Here is a 15,130-nt window from a genome sequence, read left to right on the forward strand (position 1 = left end):
TACATTTCCTCACTCTAATCTTACATTTTTGTAAGGTCCGAATTTTTAAGTTCATCCTGGTAAATTGTAATAATTACATCCGTACCTTTATTTTCTTGTGACTGTATGCTAATTTTATGCCCCAGCTTTTCACATACTCCCTTGCACAAATACAAACCTAAACCGCTGGCCTTTTTATCTATTCTTCCATTGTAGCCTGTATATCCCTTTTCAAATACACGTGGTAAATCTTCCCCTCTGATTCCCATACCAGTGTCGCGAATGACTATCTCTCTGGCATCACTTAACTCTCTGGCAAAAATCTTAACTCCACCCTTTTTAGTATACTTAAGTGCATTGGATAAAATCTGCTCTAGTACAAAGCAGAACCATTTCTCATCTGTGAGAATGGAACCATCCAGATTTTCCAGCTCTACAGATAAATGCTGATGAATAAAAATTGTGGAATACTTTTTCACCACCTGCTTTACCATGCTTTCAAGCTGACAGTTTTCCAAGAGCAAATCTCCCGACATTTCTTCAAAGCGAAGATAATTAAGAGCAACCTCTACATAGGATTCAATTCTGAATAGCTCCTGACGACAATCTGCTGCATCAATCTCCTCACTCTGAAGCAGCAGTCTCAAAGCTGCTATTGGGGTCTTGATTTGATGAGCCCAAAGAGCAAAGAAATCTTCCTTTTCTCTGAGTTCTTCCCACTTCTCATCCGTATCTTCGGCTGTTGGTTGCCATGAATTCTGTATGGTTCTTATAATTTTCCTATGATTAAGAACACAGATAACTACTCCTAATAAAAATACAAAACCAATCTCATAGAAGAGAAATTCGCCATCTATGTTGTAGAGAACACCTATTATCCACAATAATATAATTAATATCGTATTTGCGATAATAAGAGTCTTGTTATTCTTCCAAAAACTATTCTCCAACAATATATCCAAGTCCTCTCTTAGTAGTAATAAAATCAGGAACTCCTGCGGCCTCTATCTTCTTTCTGATTCTGGTGACATTAACAGTCAGCGTGTTGTCATCTACAAATTCATCTGCTCCCCAAAGGCGCTCCATGATACTCTCTCGGGATACCACCTTTCCTGGGCGCTCCATAAGAGCTTTAAGGATTAGATATTCATTCTTTGTTAAATCCAGCTTGTCTCCATCAATAGTGGCTGTAGTGTCATCAAGATTCAGGGAAATATTTCCCACCTCCAGCTTATGAACACTGATGCTCTCCCCATAGCTTCTTCTAAGGATTGCCTGAAGCTTTGCTGTCAGCACCTGCAAATCAAATGGCTTAGCTATAAAATCATCTGCTCCCATATTCATGGCCATAACAATATTCATATTGTCATCAGCAGATGATAAAAATACTACTGGCACCTGAGATATCTTTCTTATCTCGCCGCACCAGTAAAAGCCGTTATAGCATGGCAGGTGAAGATCCATAAGTACAAGATCAGGCCCGCACTCATTAAAGGTCTCAATAACCTTCTGAAAATCCTCCACCACTGTACATTTCATCTGCCACAGAGATAAGTGCTTTGCAACCTCCTTAGCAATTATTTCATCATCCTCTACAATCAATACATTTTTCATATTTACACCCAACTCATTTTAATCTTGTTTCGTCTTTACGATTTTTACAGACTTTACAGCCTTAGCTATCTGGAAGAAAACTATCAGCAGCCAAACAAATAAAATAGCATATTTTGTTATTCCCGTGGAATCCTTTGGTTTAGCAATCAGACCCACAAAGGCACAGAATAATGGAAGGAAAATCAGATACATGACCCACGCAGTCTTTCCCGCCTTGTTTAATACAGGATTTGTATAAATCATATATCCCCATGGCAAAGTAGCCACCACATAATCATAGTTAAATGCAGTAGCAAGATTGTCGAGGAACTCTTCTGCAGGCGCAAACTGTACACCCTGTTTTTCCTCATCAGCTACATAATCGAAGAGACTAACCATCTCCTCCATGGATTTATTTCCATCACTTATTGCTTTCTGGCAAAGGCTTTTAGACGCATAAATTTTTGCTTCTTCCTCATCAAGTGCTTCCAATTGTTTTGTCAAAGCCTGTTCAACAGAAATGTCTCCATTTTGAATATCAGTAATTGTCTCGATGGACATGCCCATCTTTCTTAAAACAATTATCTGCTTTACCTCATCTAAATCTGCTTCAGTATAATCTCTATATTTACTTTCTTTATCTCTAACTGGATCAATAAGCCCCTTCTTTTCGTAAAAACGAATATTGCTTATTGAGATTCCAAGTCTTTCAGACGCTTCTCCTATTTTCATCTACGTAACTCCTTGCTGTCTGTACTATTTCCGTAGGATACTTTAAATATTCTAACAGTGCTATGGCATTTTTGCTACTAGAAATACCCAAATGTATCTTATAGTCGAAAAATATCTCATCAGACTCGATTTTACTGTCAAAATGATAATTGTCATATCCCTCTATTTCTGTCAGCTCCACATCATGAGTTGCAAGAAGGAGGTATACCTTCTTATCTGACAAGAATTCCAAAATAGCTTTTGATGCTGCGATTCTTTCCTTTGTGTTTGTACCCTTTAATATTTCATCTATAACAATAAGAAGTGGTTCCTCACAATCCTTGACTTCATCTATGATTCTCTTTATGTAATTTGCCTCGCGGTAATAATAACTCTCCCCAGACTGTACATCATCCCTGAGAGCCATACAGGTCATAATCTTCATTTTTGGCATAGCAAACTCCGTGGCGATACAGGTTCTGATAGCCTGTCCAAGAATAGCGTTAATTGCTACTGCCTTCATAAATGTAGATTTTCCTGCTGCATTTGGGCCTGTAATTATTACCTTGTTTTCCAACGAAAAATCATTTCCAACAGGTGAGTCCAAAAGTGGATGTGCCAGGTTTTTCATTTCAGGGTAATCAGATGTTTTCGGCTTGCACCAGTACTTACATCCTTCTCTGTACTCTGCCACTGACAAGGCAATATCGAGCCTGCCAATCAATTCCATTAATGTGGATATCTCATCCTTCTTCATAGCCAGTTTCTTAATAACTATGTTGTAAATTGCTATGTCGTAAAGCAATACACCATATAGATAATCCGTCAGAAGAGAACTTACATCTCCCGCTATGCTTGCGCGACGTCTTGAAATAACACCTACTAAAATTCTGTTTACACCTCCAAGAGCTTTTAAAGTTTCGCGTTCCTTATCAGTAACGTATTTACGAATTTCCTGATTCTTATTTAACTGGATTGCCACAGTGTAAATATCTTTGAAGGATGTAAGAGTATTTAAATAGATTTCGTATTTCTGTTTCACCATAAAATAAAAGGCAAAATTCACTGCTACATTTACACCTAAAGCTGCAAGAAAATAGCTGCTTCCTGTAATAAGTGCTAATAATCCAAATAATAAAAGCGTTGCCTGCAAAAGATAAATCACATATCCATGTTCAATAAGCATCAGCTCACTGTCCTGTAATATTTCATAAAGATAATAGCTCTCGTGACATTTTCCTATTCTATGGATTTTATCAGTAAGACTCTTTTTGAATTTTTTGTTCTGAGAGATTTCCACTGCCACATCATCTGCAAATTCATTCTGTCCACAATGTAGACTGTGATATAAAAGCTGTTCACCAATAAAACTTTTTGTATGATTCACTTCAAGGAACACTTCATCCATTTCAAGATCGTTCCAGGTAATCTCATCTACCATGCCAGAATTCATTCTGTCATGCATTCTCCTAATATCTTTTAATCTGCTTTCTGCTTCGTAATATTTTCTTTCTGACATAAAAAAATCCTCCTATTTGAGGAGGATTTTAAAGTATGAACCTGGTTTAGAGTCAAGTATTTTCATTATTTTCTGTGTCAATTCCGTAAGCTTTTCTCATCCAAGGTGCGACAACGTACAGTATGATCAATATTACAAACATTTGTAAACAAGAAATCACTGTATCATTCAATGAAAACTCATGCTTTAAGATAAAATCCATTACCACAGTAAATAAACTTATACCAACTGAGACTGTAGCTGCTTTGATTATTATCTGTTTGAAGATTTTTTTATTTAGTTTAAATTTCTCAAGCTTCATAATTTAATAACTCCTATCAGTGAATAAAGCCTATCATAAACAGTATCTTCCCCGGAAATTTTTTCCTTTAAAAAGGACTCTATCCTATCATAATCAAATTCAAAAGAACGATATTTTCTCAAATAGCTATCATTCAAATCGAAGCTTCCGCTGAAAGCTTTTGCAAAGGCTTTCTTCTTATTCTCTGTCATTGCTTTCTCTTGCGAATACCGTTTATTTCCTACAAAAAGACTCTTACCATTATCAAATATGGGTGCTGGTCTAAATCTTTCCCCATCATAGATTAACCCCAAATTATTAAAATGCCTGTCCTCATTTAGGATTAACGCATCCATGGCAAAGGTATTTGCTAAATACTCTCTCAAATCAACTTTGGCGTTTTTATCCATAAACTCAAGGACATAATCTATAGCCTCATCATAATCCATCCTTGCTGTTACTGTTGCTAAATCGCCACCCTGAATATTGGAATAAAGTCTATACAGAGTAATGAAACTCTCATTAGGCTGCAAAAAATTTTCACTCATACATCCAAATTCATCGTTAATTTTGATTTGACTATATTTAACATAGTCTTTATCTGGCAAATTTGTTAGCGTCAATATGTCAGATGCAAGTTCCTCAACCTGACCTTCTCCACCATACCGATCGATTTTATACCAATTATTATCTTTGAAATATTTAATCTGAGTTCCATCACTTGTACCAGATTCCATAACAAGATATTCTGGACCAATTTCTATCTTAGGAAGCATTCTTTTTCCTCAACAAATCCGCATAGCAGATTGTCTCTCCTTCGAATTTAAACCAAGTTTTGTCTTGAACCATTTTTCCATGAGTTATCATGCAGATTTTATAGGGGTTAAACTCATCAAGACCAATCATTTTTAAAACCTCTTTAATATCTGGCCTGTGCTCATCCCAACAACGACGTCTTAATATCTCTCCAAATTCAAACCTGCTAATCTCATCCTTATAAAAAATCTGTTTTATTGGATTTACATCAAAGCGCTGAATCTTTACAGTAGTTTCACCAACGCGAATCGATGCAATAACCTCATCTTCCCACATAAGCAAGAAATCCTTTATAGGCTGCCCATTATCTTTTTGAGTAAACTGAATAAAAAGCTCGTCCATGCTTATTCCCAAAACTCTGGCAATCCTATATAAGCTTTCAGTCTTGGCATCTGTAATACTCTTTTTACCAGTAAACAAATTATAGATAGTAGAATACGCAACCCCAGAGCGCTCACTCAATGTATGTAAATTTAAATGGCAATTATTAAGTTTATCATTTAATAATATATCTTTATTCATAGGATTATTTTATCGCAGCTGCGATAAAATTTCAATATTTTACTCTACCATCTGTCCATAGAACAAAATCTCATTCTCAGAATTTTCAAGTTCCGTATATACAATAAACTTAAATGGCTCGTCAGCGTGGAACTCTTTTATCTCTGGTTCCTCCTGTTCCATAGCTGATTCCATCATCATGATAGCTGTTACCGCGGCTGCCTCGAGACCTTCTTCATCAGTCTTAATCTTTGTCTTCTGAATGATTTCATCAATCATAACATCATCATCTGTCATCTCTGAAAAATCCGCACCTGCTCCAAAGGCAGATGTAGCTCCTCGGCTATTGAGATAGCCAATCAGAGTATCACTTCCAAATTCACTATCAATATCCATCTTTGGAAGCTTTACATCTACTGTACAACGCTGGGCATTTTTCATAGCGTTGTCTAAATCAGATATATTTCCAAGAACAAATGCAGTTTTTACACCATACTTCAAAGGAAGAATTACAAGCTTTCCACCGTCTTTCTCATAGTAGTAGAACTCATTAGTCTGGTTCATGAAATCTTTCTTAACTTTGCTTCCATCAAAAGTCTTAAATTCGTCTTCTTTAGTCGAATACTCTTCAAATTCGTCCATCCATGGTGCTCTCAAATAAAGAGCATTAGCAAGAATTAATTTGTAATCATCTAATTTGTCAGCAAGCTTTTCTATCTGGCCGTTTGTGGATTCATTCACCCAAGAATTTACGGAATCTGTAAGTTTTTCACCTGGCAATGAAGCGGCAGTAGCATCATAGTTTTTTGCCACCTTATCAATATATTCTTTCTTAAATTCTCCACCACGGCTTTCATTAGCCCAGATAGAATTTACAATTTTAAAGGCTCCATCTGGAGTTCCTTCTCCATCTATATAATAATCATCATTTTTCTTGGCTTCCTCTACTTCCTTCTGATCCCCGGCGAGCCACTCATTGAAATCTACAGTTGAATTATAAACAAGTGAATACCAGTTATTCATCTGCTCCTCATTTTCAAAACCTGCGGCCTTAAGCAACTCTTCTTTTGTGTCGCCATTAGCTCCCGCAATTGCAAGGCAAAGGGCTGCCTTATATGAGGTTGGTGAAATCATGTAATTCTGATTTGCATAATCCTTTGTTTCAAGGAACTTAATTAATTCCGAATCAAAATCTCCCATCCCACCAATTACTTCTACATTCGTATTTACGTTTTTATGCTCTGTTGGGTCTTTTACAGGAGTTGTATTTCCTCCTGCACCAGAGTTGCCACAGCCTACAAACATTCCTGTCATAAGCAATCCAATTAACAAAGCACTTATTAATCTCTTTTTCATTGCGGTTTCCTCCGTTATTTCTACTTTAATTCGAAGGTCATAATGATAGTTCCGTCTTTATAAATTCCAGTCTTATCACCATCCCAAAATACATCGTCCAATTCATCATAAGTATGATACTCAGCTGAAAGAGCAATATCTGCTTCCTCTGTGGTACCATCCTTGTATGTAACTGTGCAGTTTACTGTAACACCATCTAATATCTGATTAATTGCTGCCAGCTTATCCTGTATTGTATCTGGCTCAAAAATATCATGGTAAATTTTCTCATCAGAATCCACATCACCTCTGACAACTATCTGGAAGTATTTATCTAACTGATCTTCATAGGCTACAGTATATTGCTTTCCAAACTCGCTGGTGCCACTCTTCTTATCCACCTTTCCATCAACTCCATAGTTGTAGTTATAAACAGTCATTTCATACTTATCTACTGAATAAGTAATATTTGCGATGTTATCGCCTTCTACTATCAGCTTTGGAAGATAAAACTGGAATCCTATTCCATTATTATCTGTTCCACTAAAACCATAGGTTGTATATGAATCTCCAAGCTTTAATGGTATGGTCTTTCCAGATTCCAATAGAGTCTTATCATTCTCAGATGCACAGGCTGTTATAGTAAAGCTTCTTGCTGGCGCAGCACTTTCCAAAAGTGCATCTGAATCTTCACCCTTTTCCTCTGAGCTTGATTCTGCTGTATATGTTTCAGCTGCAGTCTCTGGCATAGCACTTTCTATTGCTATATCATCGGATGTATTATTCATTATTTTTATAACACTTCCAGCAACAACTACCAGGCAAATGCTTGCGGCAATAACTGCAGCTTTCCTGAAATATATAATCTTTTTTGCTGGCTTGTATTTGTAATACTTCAGGAGAACTTCGTCATCAATTCCATCCATGCTTTTATATAGTTCTTCTTTATTCATGATGCTAAATATCCCTCCTTCAAAAGTCTTTTTTGTAGCTTTGCTCTGATACGATTTAAAGTAACTGACACATTATTATTTGTCATCCCAAGTCGCTTTCCAATAGCACTTATGTCTTCAGTATAAAAATATCTGCCTACAAAAATGAGGGCTTCTTTCTCTGGAAGATTTTTTACGAAATCGTTGATGATATAAGACAGTTCATTTGCTAAAATTGACTGCTCCACGTTGTGATTCGCTGGAATACATTCCTGTAATTCATCCAAGACCTCTTCTATATTTCCGCCGCCACGCTTTTTGGCATGAAATTTCTCATATCTGTCAAAGGCAAGATTTCTAGTTATCTTACCAATGAATATGCGGAAAATTTCTGGTCTTGTTGGTGGAATAACATTCCAAACTCTTAGATATGTATCATCCAGACATTCTTCCACATCCAACTCATTCTTCAAAATCTTATCAGCGATTGATGCGCAGTAATCGCCGTATTTGTAATCGGTCTCCTCAATTGCTCGCTCATCTCTTTTGAAATAGAGCTCAATGATTTCTTCGTCTTTCATAGATTCCCCCTTTGTTGAATTTGTAAGCCTTACATCTATATAGACGGAAAAACATCTGGTATATTACAAAGATTATAAAAAAATTTTCAAAAAAAATCGACCACCCAATTTCTGGATGATCGATAATAATTAAACTCTTTTCACAAATCCTACCTGCTCAAGGTGCTTCATGTAAACGCTGAGGCGCTCGTAGAGGGGCTCGGCTTCATCACCATACTTGTCATGAACAAGCAATCCGATATCAAACACACTACGCGACCCATCAATACAGGTCCAGATAAATGAACCCATGCCCTCGAGGGTAATCTTGCTGACTGCAGGTTTCTTAAAGAACTTCTGAGCCACACGGTTTGTGAATCCTTTATTTTCCATTTCAACAATGACCTCTCCGGACTCAGTTTGAGTCCAGATGAGGTCAGAATATATCGCATATACGAAATCTAAATAGTTTTCTTTATTTGCCATTCTTCTTTCCCATAGCTGACTTGTAAACAGCTGCAGCTACTAAAATAATAAGTACAAGTGCTGGAGCATTTCCTGTTGGAATTACTGAGCTGAGATTCATCTTATCAGCAAGACCAGCTACTGTAAGGATAGCGAGGAGTACACCTACGATACCTTCACCAGCGATAAGTCCTGAGCAGAAGAGGATACCCTTTCCTGACTCGTCTTCCTTGTTACCATACTTAGCATCAGCAAACTTTCTAATAAGACCACCAACCATGATTGTAGCTGAAAGCTCAAGTGGAAGGTAAAGTCCGATAGAAACTGGAAGTGCTGCAATACCAAGAATCTCGATTGTGATTGAGATGAATGCACCGATGAAAATAAGTGTCCAAGGAAGATTTCCATCCATAACACCTTCGATAACCATCTTCATCATTGTAGCCTGTGGAGCGGCAAGCATATCTGAACCAAATCCATAAGCTGAATCAAGAAGAACCATAACGCCACCGATAGCAAGTGCTGCTGCAATAGTACCGATGATCTCACCAATCTGCTGCTTCTTTGGTGTAGCGCCAAGGATGTAACCTGTCTTTAAATCCTGTGAAGTATCACCAGCCATACAAGCTGCGATACAGATAACAGAACCGATTGCGATAGCACCCTGCATTCCGTGTACGCCTGTATCACCCATAACCTTAAGGCAGATTGTAGAGATAAGGATTGTAGCGATTGTCATACCTGAAACTGGGTTGTTTGAGCTACCTACAAGACCAACCATACGTGAAGAAACGGCACTGAAGAAGAAACCGAATACTACGATGATGATTGCTCCGAGAAGTGTAACTGGTACTGCTGGTACAAGCCAGATTGCAAGAATAAGAACTGCAATGGCACCAAGTACAAAACGAATATCCATATCACGTGCTGTACGCTCTGTTGATGTAGAGCCAGCAGTCTTGATGCTCTTGATTGAATCCACGAATGTTCTAACGATAAGTGGAAGTGTCTTAATAAGTGAAATGATACCAGCTGAAGCTACGGCACCTGCACCAATGTACTTAATGTACTTTGACCAGATAGCTGCTGCTCCACCTGCTGCATAAAGCTCAGCAACAGATACGTCAGCTGGGTACATAACGATATCGCCACCAAATGTAACGATAGCTGGAATAAGTACGAACCAGCCGAGTACACCACCGGCAAACATGTATGCAGAAATACGTGGACCACAGATGTAACCAACCGAAACAAGTGCTGGATAAACCTCAGCAGAGAACTCTGTTTTAAGAGACTCAAGCTTAATTGTGAATACACCCTGGATAGCATAAAGTCCATCAACTACGAACTTAACTACTGCACCGATTCCCATACCAAGGAATACGCTCTTTGCGGAAGAACCGCCTTCCTCACCAGCAAGAAGAACCTCAGCACATGCTGTTCCCTCTGGATATGGAAGCACACCATGCTCCTGAACGATAAGTGCACTACGAAGTGGAACCATGAAGAATACACCAAGGAGACCACCGAAAAGTGCGATTACTGTAATAGTAATAAGTGAAGGCTTGTCCATAACGCCTTCCTTAGCCCAGATGAAAAGTGCTGGCATTGTAAAGATAGCACCTGCTGCAAGTGATTCACCTGCAGAACCGATTGTCTGAACCATATTACTTTCAAGGATTGAATCCTTTTTCATGATTACGCGAATTACTGCCATAGAAATAACTGCAGCTGGAATAGAAGCAGAAACAGTCATACCAACTCTAAGACCAAGATATGCGTTAGCAGCACCAAAGACTACTGCAAGAAAAAGACCCATGATAATAGATGTAAAAGTCATTTCTGGAGTAACCTTATCTGCTGGAATGTAAGGTTTGAATTGTTCTTTCATAATATACATTACTCTCCTTATAAATATACAACTTGGTCTATTATATATTCACTTTAAAGTGGATGCAAATCGAAGCGATAAAGCGATAAAGAGCTAATGCAAAATACACCCCGCCGTTTTCGGCGGGGTGTATTTTTATACTAAATAATTATTTAAAATATCGATTGAGGAAGCCTTCCAACGCTTTTCCGTGGCGAGCTTCGTCGCGAGCCATCTCGTGAACTGTGTCGTGGATAGCATCAAGGTTATTCTTCTTAGCGCAGGTTGCCAAATCAACCTTACCCTGTGTAGCTCCAAACTCACAATCAACTCGCCATGCCAGATTCTTCTTTGTAGAATCAGTCATGTTTGTCTCTAAGTCAGAGCCAAGGAGCTCTGCAAACTTGCAAGCATGCTCAGCCTCTTCCCAGGCTGCCTTTTCCCAATAGAGACCAATCTCTGGGTAGCCCTCTCTGTGCGCCACGCGAGCCATACAAAGATACATTCCAACTTCTGAGCACTCACCTTCAAAATTAGCCTTGAGCTGCTCGAAGATGTACTTTTTATCTTCGTCAGTAATATCAGGATTGTTCTTTACTGTAGCGCCATAAACGCCAAATACATGCTCAGCCGCAAGGGTAATCTCACCCTCAACCTTTTTGAACTTATCACCACTCACATGACATACTGGACACTCATCAGGTGGATTGTCACCTTCATGAATGTAACCACAAACAGGACATACATACTTTGCCATAACTAGACTCCTTTCTATATTCACCTAATTTACAGGTGTATAAGGTCATCTTAACATACATATGTCGTCCCCTGTGTAAATACACTAATTGTTCTCAATTAATTCACAGTTACGATAAATTCAAGTTTTCAAGGAAAAGCTTCTCGAATTTTGGGTCCGTTGCCAGAATTACAATTCTCGAATTATCCTTTATTTCTTTCAAGGCATCTTCATCTGGATTCATGATAAATGCAATATCACCATGAAGTGACCCATTTCCTATTGATTCAAATTTTGGAATCAGTTCCTTTGGGAAAAGTCCTATTCCAGCTGCCGCCCATATACTTACTGATGCTCCAAGTCCACCAGCTATATAAAGATGATCAATCTGCTCCAAGCTAAGCTTTGCTGCGTTAAGAAGCATCTCGATACCAGAACGAATTGCCGCCTTTGCAAGAATCACCTGCTGAATATCTTCTCCGGTAACAACAATATCCTCTGTCACAGGAAAACCTGTCTCAGAATACTCATCAATTAAAAGTCCACCTTCATCTATAATATTATTTCGACGAAGCTCATGGATGATATCTATAACTCCACTTCCGCAAAGACCTATTGGCTTTTCTCCTCCGATGGTTGTATATTTCACTTCCCGACCATGAATTGAAAGATGATTGATGGCACCACGTACAGATGCCACTCCACACTTCAGACTGGCACCCTCTAAGGCTGGACCTGCAGAGGCTGATGAGCACCAATATTTTTCCCCATCAAATAACACTAGCTCAGCATTGGTTCCCATATCTACCATGATGAAGGTGTCGTCTTCCTCTTTTCTCGCCTTTGCCTGCTCCTTAATGTAGAAAAGACCTGATACTATATCTCCTCCAACAAAGGCACTTATAGCTGGCATAAAAAAGATATCTCGACGTTCTTCCCTGAATTTAATTGCATCCAAGGTGTAAGGATGGAACGGATATTGTGCCATACCGTCAACTGGGTACTTCAGAAGTAAATGGGTCATTACCGTATTTCCGGACATAACAACCTTATGAGTAAGAAAATCTTCGCCAATGATTTTCACACCCATTTTCATTAAATCTCCAATAACCAACTGCTGAAGCTCATCACCATGACCATCAATAGCTGCCTTGATTCGGCTCATAACATCCATACCATATTTGGTCTGACCATTGGTCCAGGTATGCTGACGCAAAACTTTTCCATTATTAAGATCTATTGCCGTAGCGGCAAGGGTTGTGGTACCAACATCCACAGCGATAGCTATGTTGGTTTTATCAAGAGGAAGCTCCTCTGTAGTTTGAGGAACTCCTATAGAATTTATTTCAGATACAAGTCGCTTTGGCACCTGTATTTTACAGTCACGTGTGATAACGCACTTGCAACCAAGTCTCCAGCCATTTCGCATTTCCCAAAATTCAAGGGCACGCTCATCATCGGCGGTCATTTCAGGTGCACCATACACAAACCTTATTGCACAGCTAAGGCACTTACCAAAGCCTCCACAAGGTCTGTAATATTTGAACCCCAAACGGTCCATCGCCTCAACAAAGGTAATGGACTCATCTGGCTTAGTCATCAATATATATTCCTTTTCAGGAACAACATCTTCAATTACAACTTTAATTTCCATGTGTTCTATCGTATTCCTCTAGAGAATGCAATTCCATAGTAAGTTCACCACTATTATCTACTAAAATTGTCATATAAGTGTGTTCACGTGATTCCTGTCTTGGAAAAGCTATACTTCCAGGGTTTGCGATAATCAAATTCTGATAATGATCGATAGTTGGAACATGGGTGTGACCATACAGTACAATGTCGCAGCCCTTAGCCTTTGCAGCCTCTGCAATCTCTTGGTAACCGTAGCTTACTCCATAGTAATGACCATGGGTAATAAGGATGTGATGATTACCTACTTCAAGCACCAGCTCATTTGGCAGGCTACCACCCCAGTCACAGTTGCCACAGACACATTCTGCGGGTGCTTCTGACATCATCCAGAGATTATCCTCAACTCCCTGTCCATCTCCAAGATGGTAGATTCTGTCTGGATTTTCTATATGAATGGCATCTCGTAAATTCTCTGATCTGCCATGTGTATCACTAACAACTAATATTTTCATGCTTAATAATTTCTTCCTTTATCATTCTAAGTGCCTGACCTCTATGGCTGATGGCATTTTTCTCCTCTGGGGATATGCTTGCTGTACTGACATCCTTATCCCAAAGATAGAAAATTGGGTCATAGCCAAAACCATTTTCACCCATTGGCTCCCAACCTATATAGCCCTCGATGGTGCCACGCACTACTGCCTCTTTTCCATCAGGAAAAACAGCCGATACTGCACAAACGAATCTTGCGCTTCTATCCTGCTTTTCAACTCCTTCAAGTCGCTCAATAAGATTTGCATTTTTAATATCATAAGAAGTATCCTCACCCATATATCTGGCTGAGTAGATGCCTGGCTCTTTATTTAAAGCATCAATCTCAAGTCCGCTGTCATCTGCAAGAACGATTGCATCCTTAGCATGAGCTGCTATGGCACGGGACTTAATCAGAGAATTCTCCTCGAAGGTCTTTCCATCCTCAACGATATCAATATCGATTCCAGCTTCCTTCATGGTGAGGATTTCATATTTTTCTTCACCTAAAATCTCTTTAATTTCACGGAGTTTGTTTTTGTTTCCTGTTGCAAAAATAATTCTAGTTTTCATTGTTACCTCAATTATATAAATATTCTACGACGGCGTCATAAAGGGCACCGGCCGTTTTTTTCTGATACTCGTTATCCTGAAGCTTTTCAAGTTCCTTTGCGTTGGTCATAAAGCCTACTTCTACCAGCGCAACTGGAGCCTGAGCCATTCTTACAATATACACATCATCTCCCACGACTGTGCCTTTCGATTTGGAGCCTAAAGCCTCCAAAAGATTATCTAGGCACATGGACGCAAAGCGCTTTGAATTACCACTTTCATCGGCGCCCTTGTACATAACCTCAGTTCCGTTGATGGAAGACATTCTACCAGAAGCGGTAGAATTATTGTGTATTGATAGGAATAGATCCGCTTCAGAATCATTCGCCAAACCAACTCTTTCCTCAAAGGAGGGATTACTATCATCAGTCCTAGTGTAATAAACACCGATATTCTTTCCACTATGATCAAACATTCTCTTTAGTTGGAGAGCAAACTGTAAATCTAAATCCTTTTCTTTAACCCCCATCTTTGTGGCTCCTGGAACATTTCCACCATGTCCCGCATCCACAACCACAACATAATCATACACTTCATGTGGGTCTAAAAAATCAAAATATATGTACTCTCCTTCGGAGGTCATCTGCACTTCTTTTATATCATCGAGAGTAATCTCTATGACACCAATCAGATTCTCGCTATCATAGGTGACATCCACAATGTTATCTGCATTTCCACGCATTGGATATTGTGAAAAGTAATCCTTTCCAATTCCATTTATCGTAATTGCGATATTTCTATTTACATAATCATTAATAATTGAAACTCCGGCACTGGTGACACTTTGAGGCAATGTTAATCTAATCTGATGTCCTTTTAAAACATCACGAACAACCTCCTCAGAATCCTCCTGCAATTCTTCATCCGAAGCACGTAGCATACTCATAACTGATACTCGTCCGCCAGATACTTTACTGTCCTGTACCTTCAGCGCAATAAAATGCATGTTAGGTACATAGATAAGCAGACAGCATATAGCAATAACCACTGCCAGAATGATGGCCGTAAAGACCCCTAAAACCTTATTTTCCATTACATTATCTCTCCGCTTTTCA

17 protein-coding genes are annotated in these 15,130 nt (G+C 38.9%); all 17 read right to left on the bottom strand.

Annotation, left to right across the window (positions count from 1 at the left end; translation table 11 throughout):
• Positions 1-20: 20 nt before the first annotated feature.
• The 17 genes from BMZ41_RS10830 to BMZ41_RS10910 all read right to left on the bottom strand — a co-directional run bounded on the left by BMZ41_RS10830 (position 21) and on the right by BMZ41_RS10910 (position 15,108).
• A complete protein-coding gene (locus BMZ41_RS10830) occupies positions 21-932 on the bottom strand; it encodes a sensor histidine kinase (RefSeq protein WP_242942056.1) in 912 nt (303 codons plus the stop codon).
• Positions 919-1,593, bottom strand: a complete 675-nt coding sequence (locus BMZ41_RS10835) for a response regulator transcription factor (RefSeq protein ID WP_090168673.1) — start codon at positions 1,591-1,593, stop codon at positions 919-921. The genes BMZ41_RS10830 and BMZ41_RS10835 overlap by 14 nt, the downstream gene beginning before the upstream one ends.
• 18 nt (positions 1,594-1,611) lie before the next feature.
• Entirely contained in the window at positions 1,612-2,304 is a 693-nt protein-coding gene (locus BMZ41_RS10840) for a MerR family transcriptional regulator (RefSeq protein ID WP_090168669.1), read from the bottom strand.
• Positions 2,282-3,802 carry a MutS-related protein gene (locus tag BMZ41_RS10845; protein WP_090529586.1) on the bottom strand — a complete coding sequence of 507 codons (1,521 nt, stop codon included), beginning with the start codon at positions 3,800-3,802 and terminating at the stop codon, positions 2,282-2,284. Before BMZ41_RS10845 ends, BMZ41_RS10840 begins: the two co-directional genes overlap by 23 nt.
• A 52-nt stretch (positions 3,803-3,854) precedes the next feature.
• Entirely contained in the window at positions 3,855-4,103 is a 249-nt protein-coding gene (locus BMZ41_RS10850) for a hypothetical protein (RefSeq protein ID WP_090168662.1), read from the bottom strand.
• Positions 4,100-4,858 carry a HipA domain-containing protein gene (locus BMZ41_RS10855; RefSeq protein ID WP_090168659.1) on the bottom strand — a complete coding sequence of 253 codons (759 nt, stop codon included), beginning with the start codon at positions 4,856-4,858 and terminating at the stop codon, positions 4,100-4,102. Before BMZ41_RS10855 ends, BMZ41_RS10850 begins: the two co-directional genes overlap by 4 nt.
• Entirely contained in the window at positions 4,848-5,420 is a 573-nt protein-coding gene (locus tag BMZ41_RS10860; RefSeq protein WP_015550163.1) for a helix-turn-helix domain-containing protein, read from the bottom strand. Before BMZ41_RS10860 ends, BMZ41_RS10855 begins: the two co-directional genes overlap by 11 nt.
• 39 nt (positions 5,421-5,459) lie before the next feature.
• Positions 5,460-6,755: a serpin family protein gene (locus BMZ41_RS10865; RefSeq protein ID WP_090529589.1), complete on the bottom strand. Its 1,296-nt coding sequence runs from the start codon at positions 6,753-6,755 to the stop codon at positions 5,460-5,462.
• A gap of 20 nt (positions 6,756-6,775) precedes the next feature.
• Positions 6,776-7,687 (bottom strand): hypothetical protein, encoded by a 912-nt coding sequence (locus tag BMZ41_RS10870; protein ID WP_090529592.1) that lies wholly within the window; start codon positions 7,685-7,687, stop codon positions 6,776-6,778.
• On the bottom strand, positions 7,684-8,247 hold the full coding sequence (locus BMZ41_RS10875; protein WP_090529595.1) for an RNA polymerase sigma factor: 564 nt from the start codon (positions 8,245-8,247) through the stop codon (positions 7,684-7,686). Before BMZ41_RS10875 ends, BMZ41_RS10870 begins: the two co-directional genes overlap by 4 nt.
• Positions 8,248-8,376: 129 nt before the next feature.
• On the bottom strand, positions 8,377-8,619 hold the full coding sequence (locus BMZ41_RS10880) for a PqqD family protein (RefSeq protein WP_177184212.1): 243 nt from the start codon (positions 8,617-8,619) through the stop codon (positions 8,377-8,379).
• An 82-nt stretch (positions 8,620-8,701) separates the two neighbouring features.
• Positions 8,702-10,582 (bottom strand): OPT family oligopeptide transporter, encoded by a 1,881-nt coding sequence (locus tag BMZ41_RS10885; RefSeq protein WP_090529644.1) that lies wholly within the window; start codon positions 10,580-10,582, stop codon positions 8,702-8,704.
• Between the two features lie 148 nt (positions 10,583-10,730).
• Positions 10,731-11,318, bottom strand: a complete 588-nt coding sequence (locus BMZ41_RS10890) for an NADH peroxidase (protein WP_090168645.1) — start codon at positions 11,316-11,318, stop codon at positions 10,731-10,733.
• Between the two features lie 109 nt (positions 11,319-11,427).
• Complete coding sequence (locus tag BMZ41_RS10895; protein WP_090529598.1) at positions 11,428-12,951, bottom strand: ASKHA domain-containing protein; 1,524 nt, start codon at positions 12,949-12,951, stop codon at positions 11,428-11,430.
• Positions 12,941-13,444 carry a metallophosphoesterase family protein gene (locus tag BMZ41_RS10900; protein ID WP_090168641.1) on the bottom strand — a complete coding sequence of 168 codons (504 nt, stop codon included), beginning with the start codon at positions 13,442-13,444 and terminating at the stop codon, positions 12,941-12,943. Before BMZ41_RS10900 ends, BMZ41_RS10895 begins: the two co-directional genes overlap by 11 nt.
• The gene (locus BMZ41_RS10905) at positions 13,425-14,036 is read right to left on the bottom strand and encodes an XTP/dITP diphosphatase (protein WP_090168639.1); all 612 of its coding nucleotides are present in this window, start codon (positions 14,034-14,036) and stop codon (positions 13,425-13,427) included. The genes BMZ41_RS10900 and BMZ41_RS10905 overlap by 20 nt, the downstream gene beginning before the upstream one ends.
• 7 nt (positions 14,037-14,043) lie before the next feature.
• On the bottom strand, positions 14,044-15,108 hold the full coding sequence (locus BMZ41_RS10910) for an N-acetylmuramoyl-L-alanine amidase family protein (RefSeq protein WP_090168636.1): 1,065 nt from the start codon (positions 15,106-15,108) through the stop codon (positions 14,044-14,046).
• Between the last annotated feature and the right edge of the window lie 22 nt (positions 15,109-15,130).

The organism is Pseudobutyrivibrio sp. UC1225 (assembly GCF_900115215.1).
Taxonomy (GTDB): Bacteria; Bacillota; Clostridia; order Lachnospirales; family Lachnospiraceae; genus Pseudobutyrivibrio.

Coding starts and splice junctions, on each gene's coding strand:
- BMZ41_RS10875 (WP_090529595.1), bottom strand. CDS start 8,247: ATGAAAGACGAAGAAATCATTGAGCTCTATTTCAAAAGAGATGAGCGA.
- BMZ41_RS10890 (WP_090168645.1), bottom strand. CDS start 11,318: ATGGCAAAGTATGTATGTCCTGTTTGTGGTTACATTCATGAAGGTGAC.
- BMZ41_RS10845 (WP_090529586.1), bottom strand. CDS start 3,802: ATGTCAGAAAGAAAATATTACGAAGCAGAAAGCAGATTAAAAGATATT.
- BMZ41_RS10835 (WP_090168673.1), bottom strand. CDS start 1,593: ATGAAAAATGTATTGATTGTAGAGGATGATGAAATAATTGCTAAGGAG.
- BMZ41_RS10885 (WP_090529644.1), bottom strand. CDS start 10,582: ATGAAAGAACAATTCAAACCTTACATTCCAGCAGATAAGGTTACTCCA.
- BMZ41_RS10905 (WP_090168639.1), bottom strand. CDS start 14,036: ATGAAAACTAGAATTATTTTTGCAACAGGAAACAAAAACAAACTCCGT.
- BMZ41_RS10850 (WP_090168662.1), bottom strand. CDS start 4,103: ATGAAGCTTGAGAAATTTAAACTAAATAAAAAAATCTTCAAACAGATA.
- BMZ41_RS10865 (WP_090529589.1), bottom strand. CDS start 6,755: ATGAAAAAGAGATTAATAAGTGCTTTGTTAATTGGATTGCTTATGACA.
- BMZ41_RS10900 (WP_090168641.1), bottom strand. CDS start 13,444: ATGAAAATATTAGTTGTTAGTGATACACATGGCAGATCAGAGAATTTA.
- BMZ41_RS10840 (WP_090168669.1), bottom strand. CDS start 2,304: ATGAAAATAGGAGAAGCGTCTGAAAGACTTGGAATCTCAATAAGCAAT.
- BMZ41_RS10880 (WP_177184212.1), bottom strand. CDS start 8,619: ATGGAAAATAAAGGATTCACAAACCGTGTGGCTCAGAAGTTCTTTAAG.
- BMZ41_RS10895 (WP_090529598.1), bottom strand. CDS start 12,951: ATGGAAATTAAAGTTGTAATTGAAGATGTTGTTCCTGAAAAGGAATAT.
- BMZ41_RS10910 (WP_090168636.1), bottom strand. CDS start 15,108: ATGGAAAATAAGGTTTTAGGGGTCTTTACGGCCATCATTCTGGCAGTG.
- BMZ41_RS10860 (WP_015550163.1), bottom strand. CDS start 5,420: ATGAATAAAGATATATTATTAAATGATAAACTTAATAATTGCCATTTA.
- BMZ41_RS10855 (WP_090168659.1), bottom strand. CDS start 4,858: ATGCTTCCTAAGATAGAAATTGGTCCAGAATATCTTGTTATGGAATCT.
- BMZ41_RS10870 (WP_090529592.1), bottom strand. CDS start 7,687: ATGAATAAAGAAGAACTATATAAAAGCATGGATGGAATTGATGACGAA.